Source organism: Streptomyces sp. NPDC047315 (assembly GCF_040643215.1).
In the GTDB taxonomy this organism is placed as follows: Bacteria; Actinomycetota; Actinomycetes; order Streptomycetales; family Streptomycetaceae; genus Streptomyces.
The window spans coordinates 34,548-59,062 of sequence record NZ_JBEYTZ010000028.1 but is presented as its reverse complement, the minus strand read 5'-3'; the positions used below and the strand labels follow the sequence as shown (position 1 = coordinate 59,062).

Here is a 24,515-nt window from a genome sequence, read left to right as displayed (position 1 = left end):
AGGAGCTGCATCACGGTGAACTGCCAGTCGATTACGCTCAGTTGATCAGGCAGGATCAGCGACGGCGGGAGGAGCCGTGGCGCAGATGGCCGATGCGCAGAGCGAAGAGAGACTGATCGGCGAAGTGATCCGTCGGGCGCGCGTATTACAGCGGCGCTCACAGGCGGACGTCGCCTCCGCCCTGGGCTATCACCAGTCCAAGGTGAGCCGTCTGGAGAACGGCAGGGGTACAGGCGACGTCCGTATGCTGCGCGAGGTTGCTCAGGTGCTGGCGATTCCGCCGCATGACCTCGGCCTCTCTGCCGTACCGGACACCAGCCCTTCCTCTTCCGACTGCGAGACAGAAGACATGCGCCGCCGTACCGTTCTCGCCGCCGGCATCGCCGCACTCGCGGCCCCGGCCGCTTCCAGCACCGTCAACCAAGACCTGGTCCAGGCTCTGCTGCCCGGGACAGCCCAGGCGCCGGCCGAACCCGTGCCGGACCTCCAGAGCCTGAAGGACCAGGTCGCGGGCGTACGGCGCCTGTTCTGTACCTGCGACTACGTGCAACTGGAGAGCACCCTGCCCGTCCTGATCGGACAGCTGCGCCAGGCCATCAGCGACAACCCCGGCTCGACCGAGCTGTCCGGTCTTCTCGCCACGACGTTCCAGACCTCGGCGAGCCTGCTGCTCAAGCAGAGCGACCAGGGCAACGCCTGGCTCGCGGTCGGACGCGCCATGGCCGAGGCCGAACGCTCCGGCGATCCCGTCGTCCTCGCCTCCAGCGTCCGTGTCCATGCCCACGCGCTGGCCCGTGACAGCCACACCGCGCAGGCCGTCACGCTCGTCCGTCACACCGCCGACCAGCTCACGGGCTCGTACGACCGCCGCTCCCCGAAGTACCTCGCCGCGCTCGGCCTGCTGCTTCTGCGCGGGGTCACCGCCGCCAGCAGCGGCGGCGACCGCTCCGCCACCCAGGACTTCCTCACCGAGGCGAAGGAGGTCGCCCGTTTCGTCGCGCTCGACAGCCCTGACGTCTGGGCCAACTTCAGCCCGACCAACGTCGCCCTGCACGGGCTCAGCGCGGCGGTCGCCTTCGGGGACGCGGGCGTCGCCCTCGACACGGCCCGGCCGCTCATGCGCCGCCACATCCCCGTCCCCGAGCGCCGAGCCGCCCTGTGGGTCGAGGCGGCCCGCGCTTATAACCAGCAGGGCCGCCTCACCGACGGCTACCAGGCCCTGCGCATCGCCGAGAGCTGCGCGGCCCAGGACATCCGCCGCCCGGCAGTCCGTGAGCTGGTCGCCGACATGGCTGCCCGGGACCGTCGTCGTACCCTGCCTGAACTGCACCGCTTCAGCCGTCAACTGGGAGTCCCCGCGTGAGTGATCAGCCCGAGCCGCAGGCCAAGAAGCCCTTCCTGTACATCGTCGTGTGCGCGTCCGGCATCGCCGGTGACGTCGGCAAGCTGATCACCGCCGCCCAGGAGGCAAACTGGGACGTGGGCGTCGTCGCCACCCCGCAGGGCCTCGGTTTCATAGACACCGGGGCGGTCGAGGCGCAGACCGGCTACCCGATCCGCTCGGCCTGGCGCCGGCCCGGCGACCCGCGGCCCTTGCCGCCCGCCGACGCCATTGCCGTGGCCCCGGCGACGTTCAACACGATCAACAAGTGGGCGGGCGGCATCTCGGACACCCTCGCGCTGGGCATCCTGTGCGAGGCGTACGGCATGGGCATCCCGATCGCCGCGCTCCCGTACCTGAACGCGGCCCAGGCCGCCCACCCCGCGTACGCACGCAGCCTCGACATGCTCCGTGAGATGGGCGTCCTGATCGGCTCGTACGAGCCCCACAGGCCGAAGGCCGGTGGTGGGGCCGACCGCTACCGCTGGGAGGAAGCCCTGGAACTGCTCACCCCCGAGTTGCCCGCGCGGCCTTGATCAGCGCCGTCGAGACCTTGAGGGCTGCGGCGGCGAAACCGCTGCAGCGGTCGCAGTCGGTACGGACTCGCCAGGCCGGTATGTCGTGCTCCGGGCCTGTGCCGCACGGGCGCGGGCGCTGGGTGCCGGCCTTGCGCTGAGGCGTTGGACGCGCCAGGTCAGGACTCGCACGGGGTGGCGGGCATCGTCCAGCGCACGCTGGTCGGCGGCCTGCTGCAGTAGCCGCTTGGGGTCATGCCCTGACGTCTTGGCGTCCGCGAGCACGGCAGCGAGCGCGTCGAATGCCGGGTCCTCCAGGATCTGTTCTGCGTACTCGGGTATGGCCTGATGGATGAGGAGGATGTGCCCCTCCACCACGTGCTGGGGAGGGCGCCTCTGGGCAAGCGCGGCTAGGGGCTGGGGTGCCGTCTGGTCGTAGGCAGTTTGGAGGTGGAGCAGGGCCTGGCGGGCGGCGGCTACCTGCTGGTCGTGGTGGCGGCGCTGATGCCAGCGGGCGGCGGCGATGACGGCGAGGATCGCGGTGTCGAGGAACATCGCCAGCAGAGCGCCGTTCCTGGGGACGGGCTCGCGGACCATGGCCCGCACGGCGCCGCGCAGGGCACGGGCGTGCTGGTGATCGGCCTGGATGCGGGAGCGGGTGGCTCGCTCGAACTCCTCGGCAGCCCGACGGAGCGGGAACCGAACACCCTGGGGTGCGAGGAGTGGCAGGGCATCGAGGGCTTCGCCGAAGGCTGCCAGGTGTGCCTGCGCGGCGGGATCGTCCTGGTGTTCCAGGTGGTGGGGTATGCGCTCTGTGGCGGCGGTCGCCTGGTGCCAGGGGTTGGTCCTGCGTGGCTCCGGCTGCTGCTGGTCGGTGGCGTCGAGGCGTCGGCGAATCTGGGGCAGCGACAGGTCCGGGGCGAGCGTGGAGCCGGAGTACCAGACAGGTTCGCCGTTCTGATTGGTGTCGTCGGCGAGGGCGACCGTGTAGCCGCGTACGTCGCCGGAGGGGAAGTGCTTGATGTCGACGAGGACGCTGTCGGTGTGCTGGAGCAGGTGGAGGAACTCTTCGGTGCTGGTGGCGGCTGCTGCGGCGGTGCGCACCGTGGTCCGAAGGCGCTCGCGGGCTGTGCGGGTCTGTCCGGCGCGCTTGGCCTTCTCCTGTTCGGCGCGGGTGGGTCGCTTCGCGGCGGTGCGGTCGCCGCGCACGACCTGGTGCAGCCCGTACTCCCTCTCGATGGTGGCGAGTTCGCGGTCGGCGGTGAGGTAGTCGTTCCAGTGGCGGGCGGTGCGCAGGTCGGCTCGGACTTTGGTGGCGGCGATGTGGATGTGGTCGGGGGCGTGGCGGACGGCGACCCAGCGGCAGGCGTCGGGGTCGTCCGTGGGGGCGATGCCGGTGGCGGTGACGACTCGGCGGGCGATGTCGGCCCAGTCGTCGTCGCTGAGGTGGCGGTCGGTCTCGGCGGCGCGGATCGAGCAGTGCCACACGTGCCGCTCGGGGGCGCGGCCGAGCCGCTTCGCCTGTTTGACGTGCAGGTCGAGGTCGGCGACGAGCTGTTTCTTGGCGGCGTCGAAGTCGTCGGTGCGGCCGGGGTCGGGGGCGAAGTCGTCCCACGAGGCGACGAGGTGGGGGTCGGTGTGGTCTTTGGCCTTCTTGGTGTCGTACAGGTAGCGGATGAGGCCGGCGGTGCTCTTGCCGCTGCTGATCTTCGCGATCATCGGGCCGCCTTGTTGGTGACGGCCTGGTTCGCAGCGTGCCCGATGTGGCGGACGGCCGTGCCGACGGCGTCCAAGGTGTGATCGGCCTGGGCGAGCAGGGTGCTGTCCCCAGGGTGTGGGTGGCCGCCGGAGTTGACCTTTCGGGCGATCTGGTTGACGTTGTGGCCGATCTTGGCGACCTGCTGGCGCAGGGCGTTCAGCTCGTCGATGTAGTCGTCGAGTGAGGTGCGCTGGCTGGCCAGGGTGAGGTCGCCGTCGATGTAGGCCATGACGGCGGTGGCGACGAGGTGGGCGCCGGAGATGTTCAGGGAACGAGCCTTGGTGAGGATCTTGGTCTTCTCGGCGGTGCTGTAGCGGGCATCGACGCGCTGCTTGCGCTGGGCGGTGTCGCGAGCGCGGCGGCGGGCGACGCGGTGCAGGGCGGCTTCGTCGGCGGCACGCGGCAACGGCGGCTGGGTATCGGTGGGCTTTTCCGGATCGGGCACCCCCTGGTGCCCGACCGCCTCCGCCACCCCCGGGGCGGAGGCTTCCCCGTGGGACCGGCCCTTGGACGGTCCAGCGGCATACCTTGCTGACGCGGTGGTGGTTGCTGTGGTTGTGGTCATCTCCTGTCGCGTGGTGGGCAGTTCGTGCTTTGGTGCGGGCATGGCGACCTACTCGGTGGGGTGTGGATCGGGGAGTGCGGTGATGTCGGGTCGACTCGTCGCCGAAGGGGGACTCGTCCCCGCGCTGACGTGCGCGGGGACGAGAGATGCGGGACGCGGTTGGCAGCGGCCGGTGGTCAGGAAGCGATCGCCGCTGGCGAGGTCTCGCGGTTCGGCTGCTGCGGCTTCGTCGAGTTCGGCCTGGAGCGCGTCCTTGACGCGCTCAGCCTCGTCCTTGCCGATCGTGCGCCCGGTGCTCCGAACCGTTTCCTCGATGTGGCGGCGTGAGGCTTTGCCTCCGCGCCCTCGGGGCGCATGCCGGGCGACAGCGAGCAGTTCGGGATCGACGGCGTCCACCTCCTCTTCGTCGGACGCACGGGAAGCGGCGGAGGAATTCGCCACATCGGCAGCGTCTTCCGCCACGTCTGCCGGGGCGCCCGCCACCTTGAACTGCGTAGGCAGCCGGACGTCCCAGGTGGCGCCGCCGGCAACCGGATCGGTGTCTTCCCGGTCGGCAGCCAGCGCGAGGTCACGCTGGATGATCTGGTAGAAGTGCACCGCGCCGGCCAGCGCGAGCGGGGGGAGCGCGGAGAGCACGGCTACGGTCCAGTCGCCGAGCTGCAGGCCGCCGCCCAGGGCCTGCTGGTTGAGGCGTACGGCGTGGAGCGCATTGGCCCAGATGCTGAGCGCGGTGGCCAGAATGACGAGGATCCACACGTACAGGCGGGCAGCCTTCGACGCGGTGCGTACCAGGAGCAGGGTGCCGATGCCGATGGCGATGAACCCGTCGATGACGAGCGGGAAGCCGATGGCAAAGAGTGGGCGGATGTGGGCGGCGACGGCCATCTGTCGCAGGGCGTCGTAGGACAGAACGAAGCCGATGACGCCGAGCAGCGCGATGCCGAAGCGGATGGCGCCGGTCCTGGGCACGGCGGATTCGGGCGCGGTGGGTTCGTGCGGGGGCAGGGGAGACCTCCGGTGGTTGGGGGCACCTACGAGCAGCCAGGGCAGCGGGGCACGGCGCTGTGGCTGCGAGGTGCTGAGACTCGTACCACTCGTCGCGTGCCTGGTCAGCGCAGGTACGAGTGGCGTGGTGATGTCGAGACGACTCGTTGCGGGCTGTTCACCCGTCCCTGCGCTGACCTGCGCAGGGACGAGTGATGCGAGTGGAGTCGAGTCAGGCTGCGGGGCCGGGCTGCGGCTCGTCTGTCGCCTTCGGCTCGGGGCAGTAACGCGCCCAGGTGTCGAGGAATTGGTTGCGCGCGAAGCCCTTGGCCTGGGTGCCGTCGGGGAAGCGGCGGTTGGCCGAGCCGATGCCGTAGGGCTTCAGGAGCAGCTGCAGTCCGCGCGGGGTCAGCCCGTTGGCGCCGTATTCCGCCCACGGTGCTTCCCTGTCCGCGTTCAGGGACTCCAGCAAGTGCTTCGTGCTGAGCACGGCCGGATCGCCCACAGCGGCGAAGGCGCGGCGAATGCCGACGAGGAGACGGGTGCGCAGACCGCCCTCCTCGTCCTGACCGGCCTCGTAGTCGGTCATGGTGCGGCAGGCGGTGCGGGCGAGCGCGGGCCAGTCGCCTCCGGCGAGGTCGGCGATGATGACCAGCGGTTCCCAGGTGTCCGCCGCTCGGTCCTCGACCGGCATGGGCGGCTCCATCTCCATGGCATGCGCGTACAGCGGCTGGAGCCAGGCGTGGAGGCGGTCGCGGATCGCGTTCAGGGCGGGGGTGTCCCGGCCGGTGCGGAAGGACGCCACCTTCTCGCCCGCCGCGCGGCGGCGCATGCGGATGACCACCGCCCGGTCCTGGATCGTGTCGGGCAGGTCCCCGATCCCGGCGAGCGCGGCCATGGCGAAGGTGGGGAACTCCTGCACCTGGTGCTCGGGCCCGGACACCCGCAGCGTCGGCCTGCCGCGCTGGTGCCCGGCATTGATCAGCCCGCGCACCTCCTCGTTCTTCTCCGCGGCCCTGGGGCTGCTGAAGAGGGTGTCTGCCTCGTCGACCAGTAGGGTGGGCGGGTCGTCCCCGTCGATCGACCGGAAGATCGCCGCCGCGCTGGCGTTGACCGTGATCAGACGGTTGTGCACCGTCTCGGTCACCACATCCAGCAGCCTCGATTTACCGCACCGCTTCTCCGGAGCGACGATCGCCAGGCGAGGTGCGTGCTGCCACGCGCGCTGCAGATGCGTCGCCGCGATCCACAGTGCCACCGCCGTGACGGCCTCCTCGTTCGGCATCGCCACATACCGCTTGAGCTGCGCCCGCAGGTCGTCCAGGATCTGGGTCCCCTCGGGCAGCGGTGTTGACGAGGCGGCGTCATCGTGGCCCTCCCCTGCCGAAGGCACAGCGGCGCCGGACGACTGGCCGGGGGCGGCGACTGGGGGCCACGACGTGCCGGAGCCGTCGGGAAAGGATGGCGTATTCGGCTGGGCATCGGTCATACTGGGCATCAGCTCCTCTGCTTGCGGGCCATATGGGACGGCAATCCCGGACTCCGCAGGTTGATCGCTAGGGATGGCGGTTGAGAGGTTTGCGCTTGAGCCCCCGGCATCGCCGGGGGCTTCTTTCATGTGACGTGCGGGCGTGCGGACTCCTGAGGTCGGTGGGGTGGGGATGCCACCACTATGCCACATGAATTGCGGATCGCAGAAGCATTTTGCATCTCGCAGTGAGATGTTACTGTTGAGACTGTGCTGCAAACCGCAGTGCATCGCTACGAACGGAAGGAGGCGCCGGTGGCGGAGGAAGAACCGTCCGAGGGCGTCCTGCTCAGCGGCGAGGCGAACGTCGCAACCCGCATCAGGGTGGAGCGCGAGGCGCGCGGCTGGAGCACCAATGCCCTGTCCGACCGGCTCAACGAGGCCGGCTTCGAGATGAACCCGTCCGCGGTCTGGCGGATCGAGAACGGGAAGCGCCGCATCAACCTCGACGACGCCATCGGCTTCGCCGAGGTCTTCGGCATCGACCTGCGCAACCTCGTCGGCCCACCGCAGCTGGCGGCCAAGGCCCGTGCCATGGAGCTCATCGACGAGGTCGTGGACGCGTTCCGTGCGACCCAGAGAGCCAACATGGCCTTCACGGAGGCACGCGACGCGCTCGACACCTACCTCGCCGAGCACCCCGACATCCGCGAGGAAGCCGACCTCATGGTCCAGAGCGCCATCGCGGAGGAGGCCAGCAAGACCATGCTGAAGATGCATGGCCCTCCGCCCGGTGACCGCGACGGTCGCCCCACCGACGAGGCATAGCTTCCGACACCCCCTCCCGACCTGGACCCGCAAACCCCCAGGCCGGGCACCTCACCCACATCCCTAGCGATCGACCGGCGGGTCGGCGTTGCCGCGCCCTGGACCCGCCAGAAGAGGATCCACCCCTTGCGCCAACCCGCGATAACCCCTGCCTCCGAACCGACTTCGCCCGCCGAGGCCGGCCTGCCGCGCCTCTACGTCCCCGAGGAAGTCGCCGCCGTACTCGGCTGCTCCGCCTGGTGGGTCAAGGACCGAGCTCGCCGCCGGCTCATCCCGTTCACCCGCGTCGGCCGTGCTTACCGCTTCTCGGACGAGCACCTCGCGGAGATCATCCGCATGCACGAAGAGCGCCCAGCCGTGAATGCGCGGCGCCCTGGCGTCGCTGCTGCGCCGACGCGCAAGCCTCCCACTCGGCACCGGCCTGATGGGGCTGTGCCCGCCGTCCGGCTCCAGGCCCGGCCGCCGCGCCGGATGGCCAAGTCCCAGTACGGAACCGCTGCTTAACGCACCCCACACGCCAGAAGGGAGGGAAATCTGTGGGGTACGCAGAGAAGCGCAGCGGCTACTGGCGTGGCCGTTACAAGATCGAGGACGGCAAGTACGGCACCGTCGCCGATTCCACGGGCGCCGTGGTCAAGTTCGCCACCAAGCGCGAGGCCAAGCAGGCCGCAGACGCCGAAGAGGTGACCGTTCGCCGTGGCCAGTGGCGCGATCCGGGCCTCGGCCAGGAAACCTTCGGCGAGTACGCGAGCCGCTGGTACGCCGCCCAGGACCTGGCCGCCTCGACGATGCAGAACTACAAACGCCACATCGAGGAGCACCTGCTCCCCGACTTCGAGGACAAGGCGCTCGCGGGCATCCTGCGCACGGACGTCGAGCTGTGGGAGAAGAAGGAGCGGGCCGCGTACGCGGCCTCCAGCGTCAAGACCTGGCGCGCGACGCTCCACCTGATTTTCGAGGACGCGATCGACGAGGGCCTGATCACGTCGAACCCGGCGGCCAGGCGACGCGGACGGGGCAAGCGCGCCGGCCGCTCCCGTGACCGAGGCCCGGAGAAGGTCGTCACCGACGCGCTCGGCATCCTGCTCACCGCCGAGCGGGCGGCCCTGCTCTCCGGTCGCGACGACGAGTTCGTCGCCACGGTCCTCAAGGGCTACACCGGCAATCGGTGGGGCGAAATCGTCGGCCTGGAAACGGAGTTTGTCCGGCCTGGCACGTTCCGCGTCGAGTGGCAGCTGTACGAGCTGGACACTGGCGGGCTGGTGCGCTGCCCGCCCAAGGACGACAGCTACCGCGACATCGACTCGACGGACTGGCTGTCCGCCTTGGTCTTCAACCACATCGCCCGTACGAAGCCGACTCCCTGCCCCTGCCACGGCAGGACGTACGTCTTCCGAGGCCAGGGAACGGCGCGCACCGGTGGACACCAGGGCGCCAAGCTCGTCGACGTCGCACGCCGCGCCGGAGTCTCCACCGGCACGGTCTCGAACGTCCTCAACCACCCCGACCGCGTACGCGAGGACACCCGCATTCGCGTCGAACTCGCCATCGCGGAGCTCGGTTTCATACGGGGCGGCACCACGTCGGAGCACGCGGCCCACTGGCGCCGAAACGGCTTCGCCACCTGGCTGTTCACCCCAGCGGTCTCCGGCTGGTACCCGAAGAAGGCGCCACAGGAAGCCCGCCCGGTGCCGATCCTCGGCGAGCCCTGGCCCGGCATCCCGGCCCGAGGCCGAGGGGCGGCCGCTCGGGCGGACGCCTGCTGGCTCCCGATCGCCAAGGGCCTCACACCCCACGGCCTCCGCCATACGCACCGGACGATGATGGAGGACCTCGGCACCGAGAAGGTCCTCATGGACGAACGGATGGGCCACATCGACGGCTCGGTCTCCGCCCGCTACGCCCACGTCACGCCCGGCATGCGCCAGCGCCTTATGGCCGGCCTGACTGAGCAGTGGGAGGCATCTCTCGATGCTCGCCGATCCATGTGCCCGACGTCGCCGGTCGCGGCGCTTGACCGGCTACTCGGAGGACGTGGTTAGGACATACGAAGACGGAGAGCCGCGGTGTCCCCGGTGTCGCACCGTACCGGGGACACCGGGGCGCCTGGTGACGTTAGGGGCTGAACGGACTCTCCTGAACGTTGGCGAGCAGCGCACGATCTGTGAACGGCTCGCGGTTCGCCATGTGGGCGAAGACGACCTCCGCCGTGCCGCCGCGCGCACTGCCGGGGTAGAGCGTCAGCGGTCAAAATGCCCCGGCCAGGAGCTCCCGCCCGGCCCAGCATGAGAACGCGCTTGTGCTGACCTGGCCGGCGCCCTATCCGATCCACCCTCCGAGCTTCGTCCAGAGAGTGAGCAGCTCGCGAATGACGGAGACGGGCCAGGTCAGCGGTCACCGCGAGCCGGCGCAGGAAGCGCGCGGCTCGGGTCTCCTTTCCCTGTAGCTCCGGACCGGCCGGCGAATCCACATCCAGTAACTTCCCCTCGGCGCTGTCGAGGAGCAGGGCGAGATCATCCACGGTGCGACGCCGTGCTGGATCCGCTGCTCCGGCGATCGTGAAGTGGATGCCGTCGGCCCTCAGCCGGGCGCGCAGGCTCCCGCCGTCCTGTTCGTCCATCGGAACCCGTCAAATGTCTCGACGTGGCCACACCGTGGAGGCCGCCGGCTAGACACGTGAACCGAGTATCTGAGAGGTGTGATCCCGTGAAGTCAGCGCCTCCCGTCCGCACCGCCGAGATATTCGATGCGGAGCGTGTTGACCTCATGGCGGTACGTCGTGAGGAAATCTCGAAGGGTCACGAGCTTTCCCCCGTAGGTGTTGAGCTGCCAGGCCATGACGAACTCCGGGGCGTGGGATGAGTATCGGGTCGCCTGCCCGTCCTCGACCAGCCAGAGTCCGCGTTCGTCTTCTGGGGCTGGCGGCCCGGGGCGGTCGCTGATGATCTCAAACATCATGTAGCGCAGCCCGAGGCGGCGAACAAGATCCAGATCAGTCATCCAGGTGGTGCCGCCGTGTCGAGTTGCCATCCAGTTCCCCAGATCGCGGTACACCTCGTGGACGTAGTGGTGAAAGCCTGGCGCACCCCCGGTGCTGTTCGCACACAGCCTGCCCTCGGCGACGGAGCGACTGCCGTCAGGGAAGCGGGCGACGGCTTTGATGCGTGGTTCCCACAGGGTGAGCTCATCCGGCCATCCATAGATGACGGTCTGAATCAGGTCGCAGGGGTTGTAGATCCACAGGACGACGTCAATGTCGCCTGGTTGCTCGGCAACTCGCTCCAGCCACGCCCGGACGAGCATCTCCCACTCGGAGTTGCCGCCGAGGCTGGTCATGGCCTGATCTACAAAAGAGTGCCACCGACTGGTGATCCGGGGGTTGGCAGAGCCGATGTACTTGAATTGCCCGTCCCCGCGATCATGGCCAGCCAGCATCTGCAGCCAGTCGCGTTCCTCATATGCCCCGTTACCCAGGGCAAACGCTCCGGTGCCCCGATACCCGGTGATCTCCCAATCGGAATTGCCTAGGAGGGTGCCCAGCACTCCCGGGTAAGCCGACTCGACTTTGACGCATCGAACGCGCGCGTTGATTTCGCACCACGCCTCGTACTCGGCCGGGTGCTCCGCACCGTACCCGTCTACTTCCGGGGAGTCCGACAGCGCGCTGCCCCACTCCACGGTGCCGACACCCAAGTACAGGCCGTAGTGCGCGATGACGCTGTCTTTGGCGCTGATGCGTTCAAAGTCGGCAGCAAGAAGGTTGGGCGCGCCGATCTCCGCAGCGATCTGCCGTATGTGTTTCCATCCGCGGTCTCGGTCTTGGGGGCTCGCGTAGAGGTAGATGCCGTGCACCGGTGTGATGTACTGCTCAGGGGACAGTGGAAGCATCGCGACGCGCTCAGCGCTGAGCGTCCCATCGTCATGCACCTGGAGTTCGTAACCGCGAAGATCATGGCTCCAGTCACGGGCCATGTTGCTCACCGGGACGAGTAGTTCGCGCCAGTCGGTCGACACGATGAGGGCGCGGATGCGGTCAGGCGCGACCTGCTTGTCGCGCTGGAGAAGCTCTGCGTACTTTGCGACCTCGTGCAACGCCTCACGGGACGTGGAAGTAGCACGCTTCAACTCGATGATCACCCACAGGCCGTGTCGGTCACGAGCAAGGATGTCGATCCAGCCCCTCGTACGGAGCGGCGGGTCGCTCAGCGCAAACTCGCATCGGACGAGGGTCAGTCCTGGTTCGAGAACGTCTAGCTGCTCCGCCAAGAGGTCCCGGAGCTCACGTTCGAGTAGCGCGGTCATGAACGAAGACAGTAGCGGTGCGGGCTGACATGGACCCCGGGGCGGCGGGAGCTCACCATTCGGGCGATCCGCCGGCACGGCGGAGCCATCAGGCGCGGATGAGGTACGTTCGCGGTCGAGTCGACGACTGCACGTTCGCGAACGTGCAGGTGTGGGTCGGCGCAGCCGAGGCATGTTGCTACTGCTCGACGATCACCTGCTGGGAGACGCCGACCAAGATCTTCTCCCAGATTTCTCCCAAACGATCTCTGGAGACGCAGGAAGGGCCTGATCCTCGATGAGGATCAGGCCCTTGACCTGGTGTTTCTCTGTCGGGGTGGCGGGATTTGAACCCACGACCTCTTCGTCCCGAACGAAGCGCGCTGCCAAGCTGCGCTACACCCCGATGTCACCGCTGTCGCGGCGACATCGATTACTTTAGCCCACCCGCGCGCTCACGCGAAATCCGCTTTCGCGGGGTGGGGCCGGGTGGGCTACGGGCGTTCGACCAGGGTCAGCAGGGTGGCCTCCGGGGGGCACGCGAAGCGGACCGGGGTGTAGCGGTTGGCGCCGCAGCCCGCGGAGACGTGGAGGTAGGAGGTGCGGCCCGCGGAGTCGTGGGTGGAGAGGCCCTTGACGCGGTCCGTGTCCAGGTCGCAGTTGGTGACGAGGGCGCCGTAGAAGGGGATGCAGACCTGGCCGCCGTGGGTGTGGCCGGCCAGGATCAGGGGGTAGCCGTCGGCGGTGAAGGCGTCCAGGCAGCGCAGGTAGGGGGCGTGGACGACGGCGAGGGAGAGGTCGGCGTCGGGGTCCGGGCCGCCGGCGACCTCGGGGTAGCGGTCGCGCTTGATGTGGGGGTCGTCCAGACCGGTGAAGGCGATCTCGCCGGCGTCGAGCTTCAGCCGGCCGCGGGTGTTGGTGAGGCCGACCCAGCCCGCCGCGTCGAAGGCGTCGCGGAGGTCCGTCCAGGGGTTGTGGATCGCGCCGACGACGGGCGGGTTGCCGTTGAGGCCGTGGCGCCCCTGGACCTTTTCGAGCAGGTAGCGGGCGGGGTTGCGCGGCCGGGGGCCGTAGTAGTCGTTGGAGCCGAAGACGTAGACGCCGGGGAACTCCATCAGCGGGCCCAGCGCGTCCAGGACCTCGGGGACGCCCTCGGGGTCGGAGAGGTTGTCGCCGGTGTTGACGACGAAGTCGGGGCGCAGGCCCGCCAGGGACTGGAGCCAGGCGCGCTTCTTGCGCTGGCCGCTGACCATGTGGATGTCGGAGACCTGGAGGACGCGCAGGGGGCGCATGCCCTTCGGGAGCACGGGGACGGTGATCCGTCGGAGGCGGAAGAAGCGGGGCTCGAACGCCGCTGCGTAGACGATGCCGGCCGCGCCGACTGCCGTGACTGTCAGGGGGATTCCGTACCGTGCGCGCATGCGCCCATCGTCGCAGACCCGACACGCCCCTTCCGACCTCGGGCGGGGCCGCCCGGAGCAGTGGCGCTGCGGAGGGTGACGGGTGGTGGCGCAGTGTGGTGGAGTGCGGCGGGTCCCGCCCGAAATGGGTGGGCGGGACCCGACCCGTACCTGTCACACTTTCCCCATGACGCTCAAGGCCAAGCTCAAGGAAGACCTCACCGAAGCGATCAGGGGGCGGGACGAGCTGCGCTCGGCGACCCTCCGGCTGACCCTCGCCGCCATCGCCAAGGAGGAGGTGGCGGGTACGACCGCCCGCGAGCTCTCCGACGACGAGGTGCAGAAGGTGATCGCCCGCGAGGCGAAGAAGCGGCGGGAGGCCGCCGACGCCTTCGCCAAGGGCGGGCGGGGCGAGCAGGCCGAGCGTGAGAAGGCGGAGGGCGTGGTCCTCGACGAGTACCTGCCGAAGCAGCTCGGCGACGACGAGCTGCGGCAGATCGTGGCCGAGGCCGTCGCGGAGGCGAAGGCCGGCGGGGCCGAGGGGCCGCGGGCCATGGGGGCGGTCATGAAGATCGTGAACCCGAAGATCGCCGGACGCGCGGAGGGCGGTCGCGTCGCCGCGGTCGTGAAGCAGCTCCTCGCCGAGTGACGCGGCAGTTCCAGGTGGGGTGACACGGCAGTTCCCGGCAGGGTGACACGGACCTCCGCTTCGGGTGACACGGACCTCTGCTTCGGGTGGTGCCGCGCATCCGGTTCGGGTGGTGCCGCACCTCCACGGCGCCGACGAACCGTCCGCCGTCGCGTACGACAGCAGGGCCCGGGTCATCCGACCCGGGCCCTGTCCGTTTGCTCAGTCCGGCGGCTACTGCGTGCCGCCGCCTTCGCCGTCTCCCTCTCCGTCGCCGCCGCCGATCACGCCCGGCGGGATGGTGATCCCGGGGATGGAGTCCTCGCCGCCGCCGGCGCCGCCTTCCCCGTTGCCGTTGCCGTCACCGCCGCCGTTGCGGTTGTTCCAGCCGCCGTCGCCGCCACCACCACCGCCCCGTCGGTCGCCGTCCCCGTCGCCGTCGCCGTTGTCACCGTCGTCCCGGCGCCCGTCGCCGCGGTCCCGGCCGGAGTCGCCGCCCTGGTCCTGGTCCGTCTTCGGCGCGTCGGGGATGGCCACCCGGTTGAAGGACGGGGCGTTCTTCCCGTCCAGCGCGCCGGTCATCGCCATCCGCCAGATGGAGCCGGGGACCTCACCGCCGAAGACCTTCGGCTTGTACCGGCCGCCGATGGTGATGTCGAACATCTTCACCTGCTGCGTCGCGCTGCCGACCCACACCGCTCCGGCCAGGTTCGGGGTGTAGCCGACGAACCAGGCGTTCTTCCGCTCGTCCGTCGTACCCGTCTTGCCCGCGTTGTCACGGCCGCTCAGTCCGGCCTTCGCGCCCGTGCCCTCGTCGGACACCACGCCGCTCAGCAGCGAGTTGATCGTGTCGGCGGTCTTCTCGCTCATCGCCCGCTTGCAGTCGGTCTCGGGCACTTCGAGGTTCTTGCCGTCGGCCGTGCGGATCGACTCGATGGCGACGGGGGTGCAGTACGTGCCCCGGTTGGCGAAGGCCGCGTACGCGCTCGCCATCGTCAGCGGGGACATGCCCTCCGAGCCGAGCGTGAGGGAGGAGGGCGCGGCGCGCAGCTTCTCGCCGTTGCCCACGACCAGGCCCAGCTTGTCGGTCATCTCCTTCACCGGGCAGAGGCCGATGTCGGCGATCATCTGGACGAAGTAGGTGTTGACCGACTTCTCCATCGCCTCCTTCAGGCTGTACGGGCCGACCTCCGACTCCAGCTCGTTCTTGAGCTTGGCGCCCTCGGTGTTCACCCACGGCTTGCCGCTGGAGCAGCCCTGGATCGGGCTCGGGTACGCCATCTCGTACGGCGCCGCGTACGACTGCGAGGCCGGTCGTCCCTGCTCTATGGCCGCCGCCGCCACGAACGGCTTGAAGGTCGAGCCGACCGGGAAGCCGAAGTTCGAGCCGTCCATCTTCTTGTCGACGGAGTAGTTGATCTGGGTCTCGTTCCTGTCGAAGCCGTACGGCTTCGACTGGCCCATGCCCATGATCTTGCCCGTGCCCGGCTCGACGAGGGTCACCGCGGTGGCGACCTTGTCGGACTGGTACACGTACTCCTTTATCGACTTCTGGACGGACGCCTGCGCCTTCGGGTCGAGCGTCGTCTTGACCGTCAGGCCGCCGCGGTTCCAGAGCTTGGCCCGGTCCTCTTTGGTCTTGCCGAAGACGGGGTCGGTCAGGAAGACGTTGCGGACGTAGTCGCAGAAGAAGCCCGCGCCCTTGACGGCGGTGATGCAGCCGTTCTGGGGCTTGCTGACCTTGAGCTCGATCGGGGTCGCCTTGGCCTGGTCCGCCTCGGCCTGGGTGATGTTGCGGACGTCGGCCATGCGCTGGAGGACGATGTTCCGGCGCTTGCGCGCCTCCTCCGTGTCATTGACCGGGTCGTACCGGCTGGGGGACTGCACGATGCCCGCGAGCATCGCCGACTCCTGCAGGTTCAGGTCCTTGGCGGGCTTGGAGAAGTAGCGCTGCGACGCGGCCTCGATGCCGTACGCCTGCTGCCCGAAGAAGGTGATGTTGAGGTAGTTCTCCAGGATCTTCTTCTTGCCCAGCTCCTCCTCGACCTGGATCGCGTACTTCAGCTCCTGGATCTTGCGGCCGAGCGTCTGCTGGGTGGCCTGGGCGACCTTGTCGGGGTCGTCGCCGGCCTCCTCCACGAAGACGTTCTTCACGTACTGCTGGGTCAGCGTCGAGGCGCCCTGCGCCACCCCGCCCGACTGGGCGTTGCGGTTGAGCGCGCGCAGCACGCCCTTGAGGTCGATCGCGCCGTGCTCGTAGAAGCGCGAGTCCTCGATGGCGACGATCGCCTTCTGCATGTACGGGGAGATGTCCTCCAGCGGGACCACCGTGCGGTCGCGGGAGTACACCGAGGCGATCAGGTCGCCCTTGGAGTCCAGGATCGTGGTGCGCTGGCTGAGCGGCGGCGTCTTCAGGTTGGCCGGGATCTCGTCGAACCCCTTGACCGTCCCCTTCGCCGCCAGGCCCAGCGCGCCGGCAGCCGGAAGGGCGATGCCGGCCAGCACTGCTCCGGAGAGCACGCTGACACCGAGGAACTTGGCGGCTTGCTGGGTCGCTGACAGACCCCCACCGGAGCGCGTCTTTGGCATGGAAACAGCCTACGTTCTCATTCGCCGGACACGGGCGCATCCCTTGGCCTAAGCTGCTCCCAACTGTCACAGCAGTGCGGTTGTGCATCAAGCCATTCGCGGAATTCGTCGAAAGTCATTCCTGCCGGCGTGGCGTGTCCCGTAGTCATCGGGGTCTGACGAAGGCCAAAGTGGAATCCGGCATTCCGCACCTTGCAGACGTGCTGCCGTGTCCGGTTTCGCAATAAACCTGCTTTATGTTCAGCCCGATGTGCATCGTGAACTGTCCGATGTGTCTGGTTCATTCGGGTTGGTTCCTCATGTCCCCAGGTCACTCCCCTGGGTGATCTGGCGCGTACGCATAGTCCGTTCGGGCCATTCGAGATTGGGCCCGCAGGGGGTGTTGCACCGCGCCTGCCTTCCGTAACGTCCTCAACTGGCAGCGGTGAATATGCCGCTACCGCCGTGGGGGAGCCTCGATTCGGGAGAGGACGGCAGCCGGGATGGGCTGGGTAACCGACTGGAGTGCGCAGGCAGCCTGCCGCACTACCGATCCGGATGAACTGTTCGTACAAGGGGCCGCGCAGAACAGGGCGAAGGCGGTGTGCACCGGGTGTCCGGTGCGGACCGAGTGCCTGGCGGACGCCCTCGACAACCGCGTGGAGTTCGGCGTGTGGGGAGGGATGACCGAGCGGGAACGACGTGCGCTGCTGCGCAGGCGGCCCACGGTCACCTCCTGGCGCAGACTCCTCGAAACCGCACGCACGGAGTACGAGCGCGGTGCGGGCGTACTGCCCGTCGGGCTCGACGACGACGAGACGTACGCGGCCTACGCGGCCGTGGGGTAGGTCACTCCGCGGGGTGGGTCGCCCCGCTGGCGCGATCGATTACGCCGGCTCCCGCGGGAGTCCGTCGGGTGGGTACGGAGCGGACCGGAAAGCGGTCTGCGGCCTTCCGTACCGGCTGCGGCTCCGGAGTGCCGGGTGCGTGCGCCGGTGTGTACGCCGTAATGGCGTGCCGGAAGTGCGCGCCGGTGTGTGACTGCTACGTGTCCGTGTCCGGTGTCCTGCTGCGGCTTCGGTGTGCCTCCGGGCGCGCCGGCGTCACGCTTCAGCGTCGCCGGCCGCTGCCAGCTGGTCGCCGATGGCGCGCAGACCGGCCAGGTCGTGCACGTCGCCGGGCAGCGCGGTCACCTGTGCCACCGCGACCTCGGGATGGAGCGCGGTGAAGCGGTCCCGTGTGCGCTGCTCGCGTGCGAGCACCTGCATGCGCTCGGCGTGCAGGCGCAGCAGACCGGCCGTCAGCTGCGCCGTGGTGTGCTCGCTGTCGGCTTCGGCGTCGGTGCCGGCTTCGTCCGGGGCTTCGTGCGTGGCTTCGGGGCGTGCGTCCTCGGCGAAGACGTCACGGGGGGAGACGTCTTCGTACTCGGGTGGTGCGGAGTGCTCGGGGGGACTGGGCGAGTGGTCCACGGGCGGGGTTTCGGGAGAGACGTCCGTGGCCTCACGAACACCAGTCTTCCCTCCTCCATGATCCACAATGCCGGTCGCGGCAAGATTTTCTGAGGAATCGGATTCCACTTCAGTCTGACTGGTCGGGCCGGCCGGATCGCTCAGGTCGGCCGCGTCCGCGGACTCCAGGGCGTCGGTCAGGTCGGACTCCAGGGGCTCGTACTCCTCGTACCCCTCGTACTCCTCATGATCCCCAGGCTCCTCGGGCTCCTCGGGCTCCTCGGGCTGCTCGTGATCCTCGGAGCCCTCGTACTCCTCGTGATCCTCGGAGCCCTCGTACTCCTCTGACTCCAGGGTCTCCGCCGCCGTCAGCGCCCGCTCGGCCGTCAGCCGGGCCGCCCCGCTGTCGTGGACCCGGTTCAGGACCAGGCCCGCCAGCGGCATGTCCTCCTCCGCCAGCCGTTCGACGAAGTACGCCGCCTCCCGCAGCGCGTCCCGCTCCGGCGCCGCCACCACCAAGAAGGCGGTGCCGGGGGCCTGGAGCAGCCGGTACGTCGCGTCCGCCCGGGTGCGGAAGCCGCCGAACATGGTGTCCATGGCCGTCACGAAGGTCTGCACGTCCCGCAGCAGTTGCCCGCCGAGCAGCTTGCCCAGCGTCCCCGTCATCATCGACATGCCGACGTTCAGGAACTTCATCCCCGCCCGGCCGCCCATCTTCGCCGGGGTCATCAGCAGCTTGATGAACTTCCCGTCCAGGAACGACCCCAGCCGCTTCGGCGCGTCCAGGAAGTCCAGCGCACTGCGCGACGGCGGGGTGTCGACGACGATCAGGTCCCACTCGTCCCGGGCCCGCAGCTGTCCAAGCTTCTCCATCGCCATGTACTCCTGCGTGCCCGCGAAGCCGGCCGACAGGGACTGGTAGAAGGGGTTCTCCAAGATGGCGCGGGCCCGCTCGGCGTCCGCGTGCGCCTCGACGATCTCGTCGAACGTGCGCTTCATGTCGAGCATCATGGCGTGCAGTTCGCCGGCCGGCCCGGTGCCGTCGGGCTCTATGCCCTTGACCCGGCGCGGGGTGTTGTCGAGGGAGTCGATGCCGAGGGACTGGGCGAGCCGGCGGGCCGGGTCGATGGTGAGGACGACGACCCGCCGCCCGCGCTCGGCCGCCCGTACGCCGAGCGCCGCGGCCGTGGTCGTCTTGCCCACGCCGCCCGAGCCGCAGCACACGATGATGCGGGTGGCGGGGTCGTCGATGAGCGTGTCGACGCGGAGGGGAGTGGCCGACGCGTCCAGGGTCATGAATCGGTCCCTTGCTTGGCACGCCCCTGCCGGGGCTGCTGGGGCTGCTGGGCGGCACTTCGCGGGGCGGTACGAGCCGAGGTACGGCCCCCCTCGCCCTGCTCCTGCTCCTGCTGTTCCGTCTGCGCGCGCAGCTCCTTCGACAGGCGGTAGAGCCCCGCCAGGTCCACGCCCTCGCTCAGCAGCGGCAGCTCGTACGACGGCAGTTCCAGACGGCCGAGCGCCGACCGCTGGTCCCGCTCCAACTCGACCCGGCGCGCGTGGTCCGACGCCTGGTCCAGCAGCGGGTCGACCAGCTCGGCCGCCCCGCCGACGCCGGCCGCGGCGAGCGCCCGCACGATGTCGGTGCGCTTGCCGTTCGCCGCCAGGTGCAGCGCCTCCTCGTCGAGGATGTGCGGCCGGACCATGTTCACGATGACCCGGCCCACCGGCAGGCCGGCGGCGCACAGCTCCGCGACGCCGTCGGCGGTCTCCTGGACCGGCATCTCCTCCAGCAGCGTCACCAGGTGGACCGCGGTCTGCGGCGACTTGAGCACCCGCATCACGGCCTGCGCCTGGTTGTGTATGGGGCCGAACTTCGCGAGCCCGGCGACCTCGTCGTTCACGTTCAGGAAGCGGGTGATGCGCCCGGTGGGCGGCGCGTCCATGACGACGTAGTCGTACGCGTACGAGCCCTGCTTCGTCCGTCGCCGCACCGCCTCGCACGCCTTGCCGGTCAGCAGCACGTCCCGTACGCCGGGAGCGATGGTGGTGGCGAAGTCGATCGCGCCGATCTTCTTCAGTGCGCGCCCGGCGCTGCCGAGCTTGTAGAACATCTGGAGGTAGTCGAGCAGGGCCCGCTCGGCGTCGATGGCGAGTGCGTACACCTCGCCGCCCGCCGACGATACGGCGATCTTCCGCTCCTCGTAGGGGAGCGCCTCCGTCTCGAAGAGTTGTGCAATGCCCTGCCTCCCCTCGACCTCGACGAGGAGGGTCCGCTTTCCCTCGGTCGCGAGGGCGAGCGCGAGGGCGGCGGCGACCGTGGTCTTACCGGTGCCGCCCTTGCCGCTGACGACCTGGAGCCTGCTCACACTTTCGAGACTAACCAGTCGGGCCGCGGGCTACGCACGAGGCCGTGTGCGGGCTGCGTCACGTGCGCCCCGGCACGTGCGGATCACGTGCACCCGGCACGGGCGGATACAGTCGGCCCATGACCAAGTGGGAATACGCGACGGTGCCGCTCCTCGTGCACGCGACCAAGCAGATCCTCGACACCTGGGGCGAGGACGGGTGGGAGCTCGTCCAGGTCGTGCCCGGGCCGAACCCCGAGCAGCTCGTGGCGTACCTGAAGCGCGAGAAGTCGTCGTGAGCGGTGCCGGCGGCGGTGCCGTCGAGGCGCGCCTGGCCGAGCTGGGGCTGACGCTGCCTGAGGTCGTGCCGCCGATCGCCGCGTACCGGCCGGCCGTGGTGTCCGGGCCGTACGTCTACACGGCGGGCCAGCTGCCGATGGTGGAGGGCAAGCTTCCGCTCACCGGCAAGGTGGGTGCGGAGGTGACCGCGGAGGAGGCCAAGGAGCTGGCGCGCACCTGTGCGCTCAACGGCCTGGCCGCCGTCAAGTCCGTCGTCGGCGACCTGGACCGGATCGCCCGGGTGGTGAAGGTGGTCGGGTTCGTGGCTTCGGCCAGTGACTTCACCGGGCAGCCGGCCGTGATCAACGGCGCCAGCGAGCTGCTGGGCGAGGTCCTGGGGGAGAAGGGCGTGCACGCGCGCAGCGCGGTGGGTGTCGCGGTCCTCCCGCTGGACGCGCCGGTCGAGGTCGAGTTCCAGATCGAGCTCACGCCGGAGGCGTGACGCCGCCTGGACGTACCGGGCGCTGTGGACCTCTTCGCCACTGACCTCTTCGCCACCAACCTCTTCGTCACGGACCCCTTCGTCACGGACGAGAACACCGGTCGGCGCGTTGGACGCCCTCGACGGCCCCGACGACCCCGCTGACATGACGCCGCGATCGGCACTGAACCGCCGGTCAACACCTATGAGGCCCCGTGCCTGCCGATTCCTCCGGCAGGCACGGGGCCTCGTGCGTCTGCGGCAATCCCGTGCACCTCTCTTGACGTGGACGCGTCGCCGGGTGTGCTCTGTCCACGGTTAGGAACGCTTCCTATCCATCTGAACAAGCATCTGAACGAGCACCCTGAACGAGCATCCGAACGATCCCGTGCGACCGACTTCGATCGAAGGGATCCGAGCGCCGTCATCCGAACGACCGTTCCGCCCCCGTCGAACCCGTGGGAGGAAATCCGTGGCACCAACCCCCCGCCGCCGGACGCGCAGCGCGATCGGCGTACTCGTGGCTGCGGCCACAGCAGCGTTAACCGTGGCCCTGCCGGCGACGGGCGTCGCCCAGCCCGCCTCCGGGAAGGCCGCCCCCGTCCGGTACGAGGCCGAGTCCGCGTCCATCTCGCAGGGCGCGGTCGAGTCCAACCACGCCGGGTTCTCCGGCGCCGGCTTCGTCAACTACACCAACGTCGCCGGCAGCTACGTCGAGTTCACCGTGAACGCCGCCGCGGCCGGCAACGCCACCCTGGCGATCCGCTTCGCCAACGGCACCACCGGCAACCGTCCCCTGAACCTGTCCGTGAACGGCGGCGCCGCCCCCACCGGCGTCGACTTCCAGCCCACCAACGGCTGGACCGGCTGGACCACCGCGAACACCACCGTCGCGCTCAAGGCCGGCCCCAACACGCTCCGGCTCACCGCGACCGACGCCGCGGGCGGACCGAACCTCGACTACGTCGACGTCACCGCGGCCGACGGCGGCGCCGCCACCGACCACGAGGCCGAGACCGGGACCGTCTCGCAGGGCGCGGTCGAGTCCAACCACGCCGGCCACTCCGGCACGGGCTTCGTCAACTTCCAGGCCGTAACGGGCGCGTACGTCGAGTTCACCGTGGACGCCCCGCAGGCGACCAAGACCAGGCTGGACTTCCGCTACGCGCTCGGCGCCGCCGGTAGCCGGGCCCTGGACGTCACCGTGAACGGCGCCCCCGTCGCGGACGACCTCGCCTTCCCCAGCACCACCGCCTGGACCAACTGGCAGACGGTTCCGGTCGAGGCCACCCTCACCGCGGGCGTCAACAAGATCCGGGCCACCACGTCCAACGGCGACGGCCCCAACCTGGACAAACTCACGGTCACCCCGACCGGCCCGGCCGACACCGAGCGCCCGGGCGCACCTGCCAACCTGCGCAAGGACAAGGAGCCGACGGCCTCCACGGTGTCGCTGGCCTGGGACGCGGCCTCCGACAACGTCAAGGTCACCGGCTACGACATCTATCAGCACGGCCAGCTGGAGAAGCAGGTGAACGGGGACACCCTCGCCGCCACGGTGGAGGGCCTGGACCCGGAGACGACGTACGACTGGACCGTCTTCGCCCGTGACGCGGCGGGCAACGTGTCGGTCGCCAGCAACGCGGTCACCATCGCCACCCTGCCGGCCCCGCCGGACAACCAGGCGCCGACCGTCCCGGGCAACCTGCGCACCACCGGATCGACCGCGACCAGCGTCGACCTGGCCTGGAACGCCGCCACGGACAACGTCAAGGTGACCGGTTACGAGGTCTTCCGCGACGGCGTGCTCGCCGAGACGGCCGACGCCACCACGGCCACCGTCGCCGGCCTGACCGCCAGCACCTCGTACCGGTTCAAGGTCAGGGCCTTCGACCTGAAGGGCAACAAGTCCGACTTCAGCCCCGAGATCACCGCCTCCACCGGCGGCAGCCAGCCGGGCGGCGTCCCCGACCCCGGCACGGTCAGCACGATCGCGAGCGGCGTGGACGTCGGCTGGGGCGTCGCCTTCCTGCCGGACGGCGCGGGCGTCTACACCGAGCGGAACACCTTCAACGTCTACCGACTGACGAAGTCGGGCACGAAGACCCTGCTCGGAAAGGTCCCCAACTCCCAGACCACGGGCGGCGAGGGCGGCCTGATGGGCGTCGAGGTCAGCCCGAACTTCGCCACCGACCGCTACCTGTACTTCCTGCACACCTCCGGCGACGGCAACCGCATCGCCCGGATGAAGCTGGAGTCCAACAACACCCTCAGCGGCTACACCGTGCTGCTGGACGGCATGCAGAAGAGCCGGTTCCACAACGGCGGCCGGCTCCGCTTCGGCCCCGACGGCAAGCTGTACGCCTCCATGGGCGACGCCCAGAACCCCAGCCTCGCCCAGAACCGCAACTCGCTCAACGGCAAGATCCTCCGGATCAACCAGGACGGCAGCATCCCGTCGGACAACCCCTTCGGCAACGCCGTCTGGTCCATGGGCCACCGCAACCCCCAGGGAATCGACTTCGACTCCAAGGGACGGCTGTGGCAGGCCGAGTTCGGCGACGGCACCATGGACGAGGTCAACCTGATCCAGAAGGGCGGCAACTACGGCTGGCCGTCCTGCGAGGGCACCAACGGCAGCTGCTCCGGCTACCTCCCGCCCAAGAAGACCTGGCCGACCTCCTCCGGCTCCCCCAGCGGGCTGACCGTGGTGAACGACCACGTGTTCGTCGCCACCACACGCGGCGAGCGGGTGTACCGGCTGCGGATCGACTCCTCGTCCAACCTGGTCGAGCAGAAGACGTACTTCCAGGGGACGTACGGCCGGCTGCGCACGGTCGAGGTGGACCGCGACGGCGACATCTGGCTCACCACGTCCGCCGACAAGGACGGCACGTCGGGCAACGACCGGATCCTGCTGATCGACGTCGTCTACTCCGGCGGTCCGCCGACCGGTGAGTTCAAGCTGACCAGCAGCGCCTTCGGTGACAACGGGACCATCCCCGCCCGCTTCACCTGCGCCGGCGACAGCGGGGCGGGCCAGGACACCTCGCCGCCGCTGGCCTGGAGCGCCGGCACGACGAACGCACGCGGTTACGCGGTCGTCTTCACCGACGTGGCCAACAGCGGGAACAAGCTGCACTGGGCGATCTGGGACATCCCGCCCGCCAAGCTCGCCCTGCCCGAAGGACTGGGGTCGGGCTTCGCGGTGCCGGGCCAGGACGGTGCGAAACAGAAGGCCATGGGCAGCGGGGCGAACTCCCAGAAGTACTTCGGCCCCTGCCCCGGCGGCTCCACCCATCCGTACACCTTCACGCTGTACGCGCTGAACGCGGCGACGGTGCCGGGGCTCTCCTCGTCCTCGTCGATGGCGCAGATCGAGACCGCGATCAAGAGCGCGAGCACGGCGAACGTGAAGCTGCGCGGCAACTCCAACGCACGGGCGTGAGCGCGAGCGCGCCTTGAGGAGCGCGCATTGAGAAGGGCGTGAGAGCAGCATGAGAGGAGCGGCCGGGTGCGCGCACCCGGCCGCTTCCGCGCGCACAGCCGTGAGCCGTAAGCCCGCGCACGCGAATCCGTTGTAGG

At 69.4% G+C, this 24,515-nt stretch carries 19 protein-coding genes and 1 tRNA gene; 10 read left to right on the top strand and 10 right to left on the bottom strand.

Annotated features, from left to right (window positions below; translation table 11 throughout):
- Positions 1–85 precede the first annotated feature (85 nt).
- Together ABZ842_RS28565 and ABZ842_RS28560 are read left to right on the top strand one after the other, a co-directional pair.
- On the top strand, positions 86–1,363 hold the full coding sequence (locus tag ABZ842_RS28565) for a helix-turn-helix transcriptional regulator (protein ID WP_361542912.1): 1,278 nt from the start codon (positions 86–88) through the stop codon (positions 1,361–1,363).
- On the top strand, positions 1,360–1,917 hold the full coding sequence (locus ABZ842_RS28560; protein ID WP_361542765.1) for a flavoprotein: 558 nt from the start codon (positions 1,360–1,362) through the stop codon (positions 1,915–1,917). Before ABZ842_RS28565 ends, ABZ842_RS28560 begins: the two co-directional genes overlap by 4 nt.
- Here ABZ842_RS28560 and ABZ842_RS28555 read toward each other — a convergent pair whose 3' ends face one another.
- The 4 genes from ABZ842_RS28555 to ABZ842_RS28540 all read right to left on the bottom strand — a co-directional run bounded on the left by ABZ842_RS28555 (position 1,918) and on the right by ABZ842_RS28540 (position 6,693).
- Positions 1,918–3,615, bottom strand: a complete 1,698-nt coding sequence (locus tag ABZ842_RS28555; RefSeq protein ID WP_361542762.1) for a relaxase/mobilization nuclease domain-containing protein — start codon at positions 3,613–3,615, stop codon at positions 1,918–1,920. It lies immediately after the preceding gene.
- Positions 3,612–4,061: a plasmid mobilization relaxosome protein MobC gene (mobC, locus tag ABZ842_RS28550; RefSeq protein WP_361542759.1), complete on the bottom strand. Its 450-nt coding sequence runs from the start codon at positions 4,059–4,061 to the stop codon at positions 3,612–3,614. The genes ABZ842_RS28555 and mobC overlap by 4 nt, the downstream gene beginning before the upstream one ends.
- Positions 4,062–4,268: 207 nt before the next feature.
- The gene (locus ABZ842_RS28545) at positions 4,269–5,189 is read right to left on the bottom strand and encodes a DUF2637 domain-containing protein (protein WP_361542756.1); all 921 of its coding nucleotides are present in this window, start codon (positions 5,187–5,189) and stop codon (positions 4,269–4,271) included.
- A 247-nt stretch (positions 5,190–5,436) separates the two neighbouring features.
- The gene (locus ABZ842_RS28540; RefSeq protein WP_361542909.1) at positions 5,437–6,693 is read right to left on the bottom strand and encodes a DUF3631 domain-containing protein; all 1,257 of its coding nucleotides are present in this window, start codon (positions 6,691–6,693) and stop codon (positions 5,437–5,439) included.
- Positions 6,694–6,987: 294 nt separating this feature from the next.
- On the opposite strand from ABZ842_RS28540, the gene ABZ842_RS28535 reads away from it, so the two are divergent.
- The 3 genes from ABZ842_RS28535 to ABZ842_RS28525 all read left to right on the top strand — a co-directional run bounded on the left by ABZ842_RS28535 (position 6,988) and on the right by ABZ842_RS28525 (position 9,542).
- Positions 6,988–7,500, top strand: coding sequence for a helix-turn-helix transcriptional regulator (locus ABZ842_RS28535; RefSeq protein ID WP_361542753.1), 513 nt, complete (start codon positions 6,988–6,990; stop codon positions 7,498–7,500).
- A 126-nt stretch (positions 7,501–7,626) separates the two neighbouring features.
- Positions 7,627–8,004: a helix-turn-helix domain-containing protein gene (locus ABZ842_RS28530; RefSeq protein ID WP_361542750.1), complete on the top strand. Its 378-nt coding sequence runs from the start codon at positions 7,627–7,629 to the stop codon at positions 8,002–8,004.
- Positions 8,005–8,036: 32 nt separating this feature from the next.
- On the top strand, positions 8,037–9,542 hold the full coding sequence (locus ABZ842_RS28525; RefSeq protein ID WP_361542747.1) for a LacI family DNA-binding transcriptional regulator: 1,506 nt from the start codon (positions 8,037–8,039) through the stop codon (positions 9,540–9,542).
- A gap of 670 nt (positions 9,543–10,212) precedes the next feature.
- Here the strand turns inward: ABZ842_RS28525 and ABZ842_RS28520 are convergent.
- The 3 genes from ABZ842_RS28520 to ABZ842_RS28510 form a co-directional block, all read right to left on the bottom strand.
- On the bottom strand, positions 10,213–11,802 hold the full coding sequence (locus tag ABZ842_RS28520; protein ID WP_361542744.1) for an endonuclease NucS domain-containing protein: 1,590 nt from the start codon (positions 11,800–11,802) through the stop codon (positions 10,213–10,215).
- A 311-nt stretch (positions 11,803–12,113) separates the two neighbouring features.
- Positions 12,114–12,187: transfer RNA gene (locus ABZ842_RS28515), tRNA-Pro, on the bottom strand.
- An 88-nt stretch (positions 12,188–12,275) separates the two neighbouring features.
- Positions 12,276–13,202 carry a metallophosphoesterase gene (locus ABZ842_RS28510; RefSeq protein WP_361542741.1) on the bottom strand — a complete coding sequence of 309 codons (927 nt, stop codon included), beginning with the start codon at positions 13,200–13,202 and terminating at the stop codon, positions 12,276–12,278.
- 166 nt (positions 13,203–13,368) lie between these two features.
- On the opposite strand from ABZ842_RS28510, the gene ABZ842_RS28505 reads away from it, so the two are divergent.
- Positions 13,369–13,830 (top strand): GatB/YqeY domain-containing protein, encoded by a 462-nt coding sequence (locus tag ABZ842_RS28505; protein WP_361542738.1) that lies wholly within the window; start codon positions 13,369–13,371, stop codon positions 13,828–13,830.
- A gap of 213 nt (positions 13,831–14,043) precedes the next feature.
- Here the strand turns inward: ABZ842_RS28505 and ABZ842_RS28500 are convergent, their stop codons facing one another.
- A complete protein-coding gene (locus tag ABZ842_RS28500; RefSeq protein WP_361542735.1) occupies positions 14,044–16,398 on the bottom strand; it encodes a transglycosylase domain-containing protein in 2,355 nt (784 codons plus the stop codon).
- 482 nt (positions 16,399–16,880) lie between these two features.
- Between ABZ842_RS28500 and ABZ842_RS28495 the strand changes: the two genes are divergently transcribed.
- The gene (locus ABZ842_RS28495; protein ID WP_361542732.1) at positions 16,881–17,225 is read left to right on the top strand and encodes a WhiB family transcriptional regulator; all 345 of its coding nucleotides are present in this window, start codon (positions 16,881–16,883) and stop codon (positions 17,223–17,225) included.
- A 255-nt stretch (positions 17,226–17,480) separates the two neighbouring features.
- Here ABZ842_RS28495 and ABZ842_RS28490 read toward each other — a convergent pair whose 3' ends face one another.
- On the bottom strand, positions 17,481–19,121 hold the full coding sequence (locus ABZ842_RS28490) for an ArsA family ATPase (RefSeq protein ID WP_361542729.1): 1,641 nt from the start codon (positions 19,119–19,121) through the stop codon (positions 17,481–17,483).
- Positions 19,118–20,191, bottom strand: a complete 1,074-nt coding sequence (locus ABZ842_RS28485; protein WP_361542726.1) for an ArsA-related P-loop ATPase — start codon at positions 20,189–20,191, stop codon at positions 19,118–19,120. The genes ABZ842_RS28490 and ABZ842_RS28485 overlap by 4 nt, the downstream gene beginning before the upstream one ends.
- 119 nt (positions 20,192–20,310) lie before the next feature.
- On the opposite strand from ABZ842_RS28485, the gene ABZ842_RS28480 reads away from it, so the two are divergent.
- The 3 genes from ABZ842_RS28480 to ABZ842_RS28470 all read left to right on the top strand — a co-directional run bounded on the left by ABZ842_RS28480 (position 20,311) and on the right by ABZ842_RS28470 (position 24,378).
- Complete coding sequence (locus ABZ842_RS28480; protein WP_361542723.1) at positions 20,311–20,469, top strand: hypothetical protein; 159 nt, start codon at positions 20,311–20,313, stop codon at positions 20,467–20,469.
- Positions 20,466–20,951 (top strand): RidA family protein, encoded by a 486-nt coding sequence (locus ABZ842_RS28475; RefSeq protein WP_361542720.1) that lies wholly within the window; start codon positions 20,466–20,468, stop codon positions 20,949–20,951. Before ABZ842_RS28480 ends, ABZ842_RS28475 begins: the two co-directional genes overlap by 4 nt.
- Positions 20,952–21,402: 451 nt before the next feature.
- Positions 21,403–24,378, top strand: coding sequence for a PQQ-dependent sugar dehydrogenase (locus ABZ842_RS28470; protein ID WP_361542717.1), 2,976 nt, complete (start codon positions 21,403–21,405; stop codon positions 24,376–24,378).
- Positions 24,379–24,515: the final 137 nt, after the last annotated feature.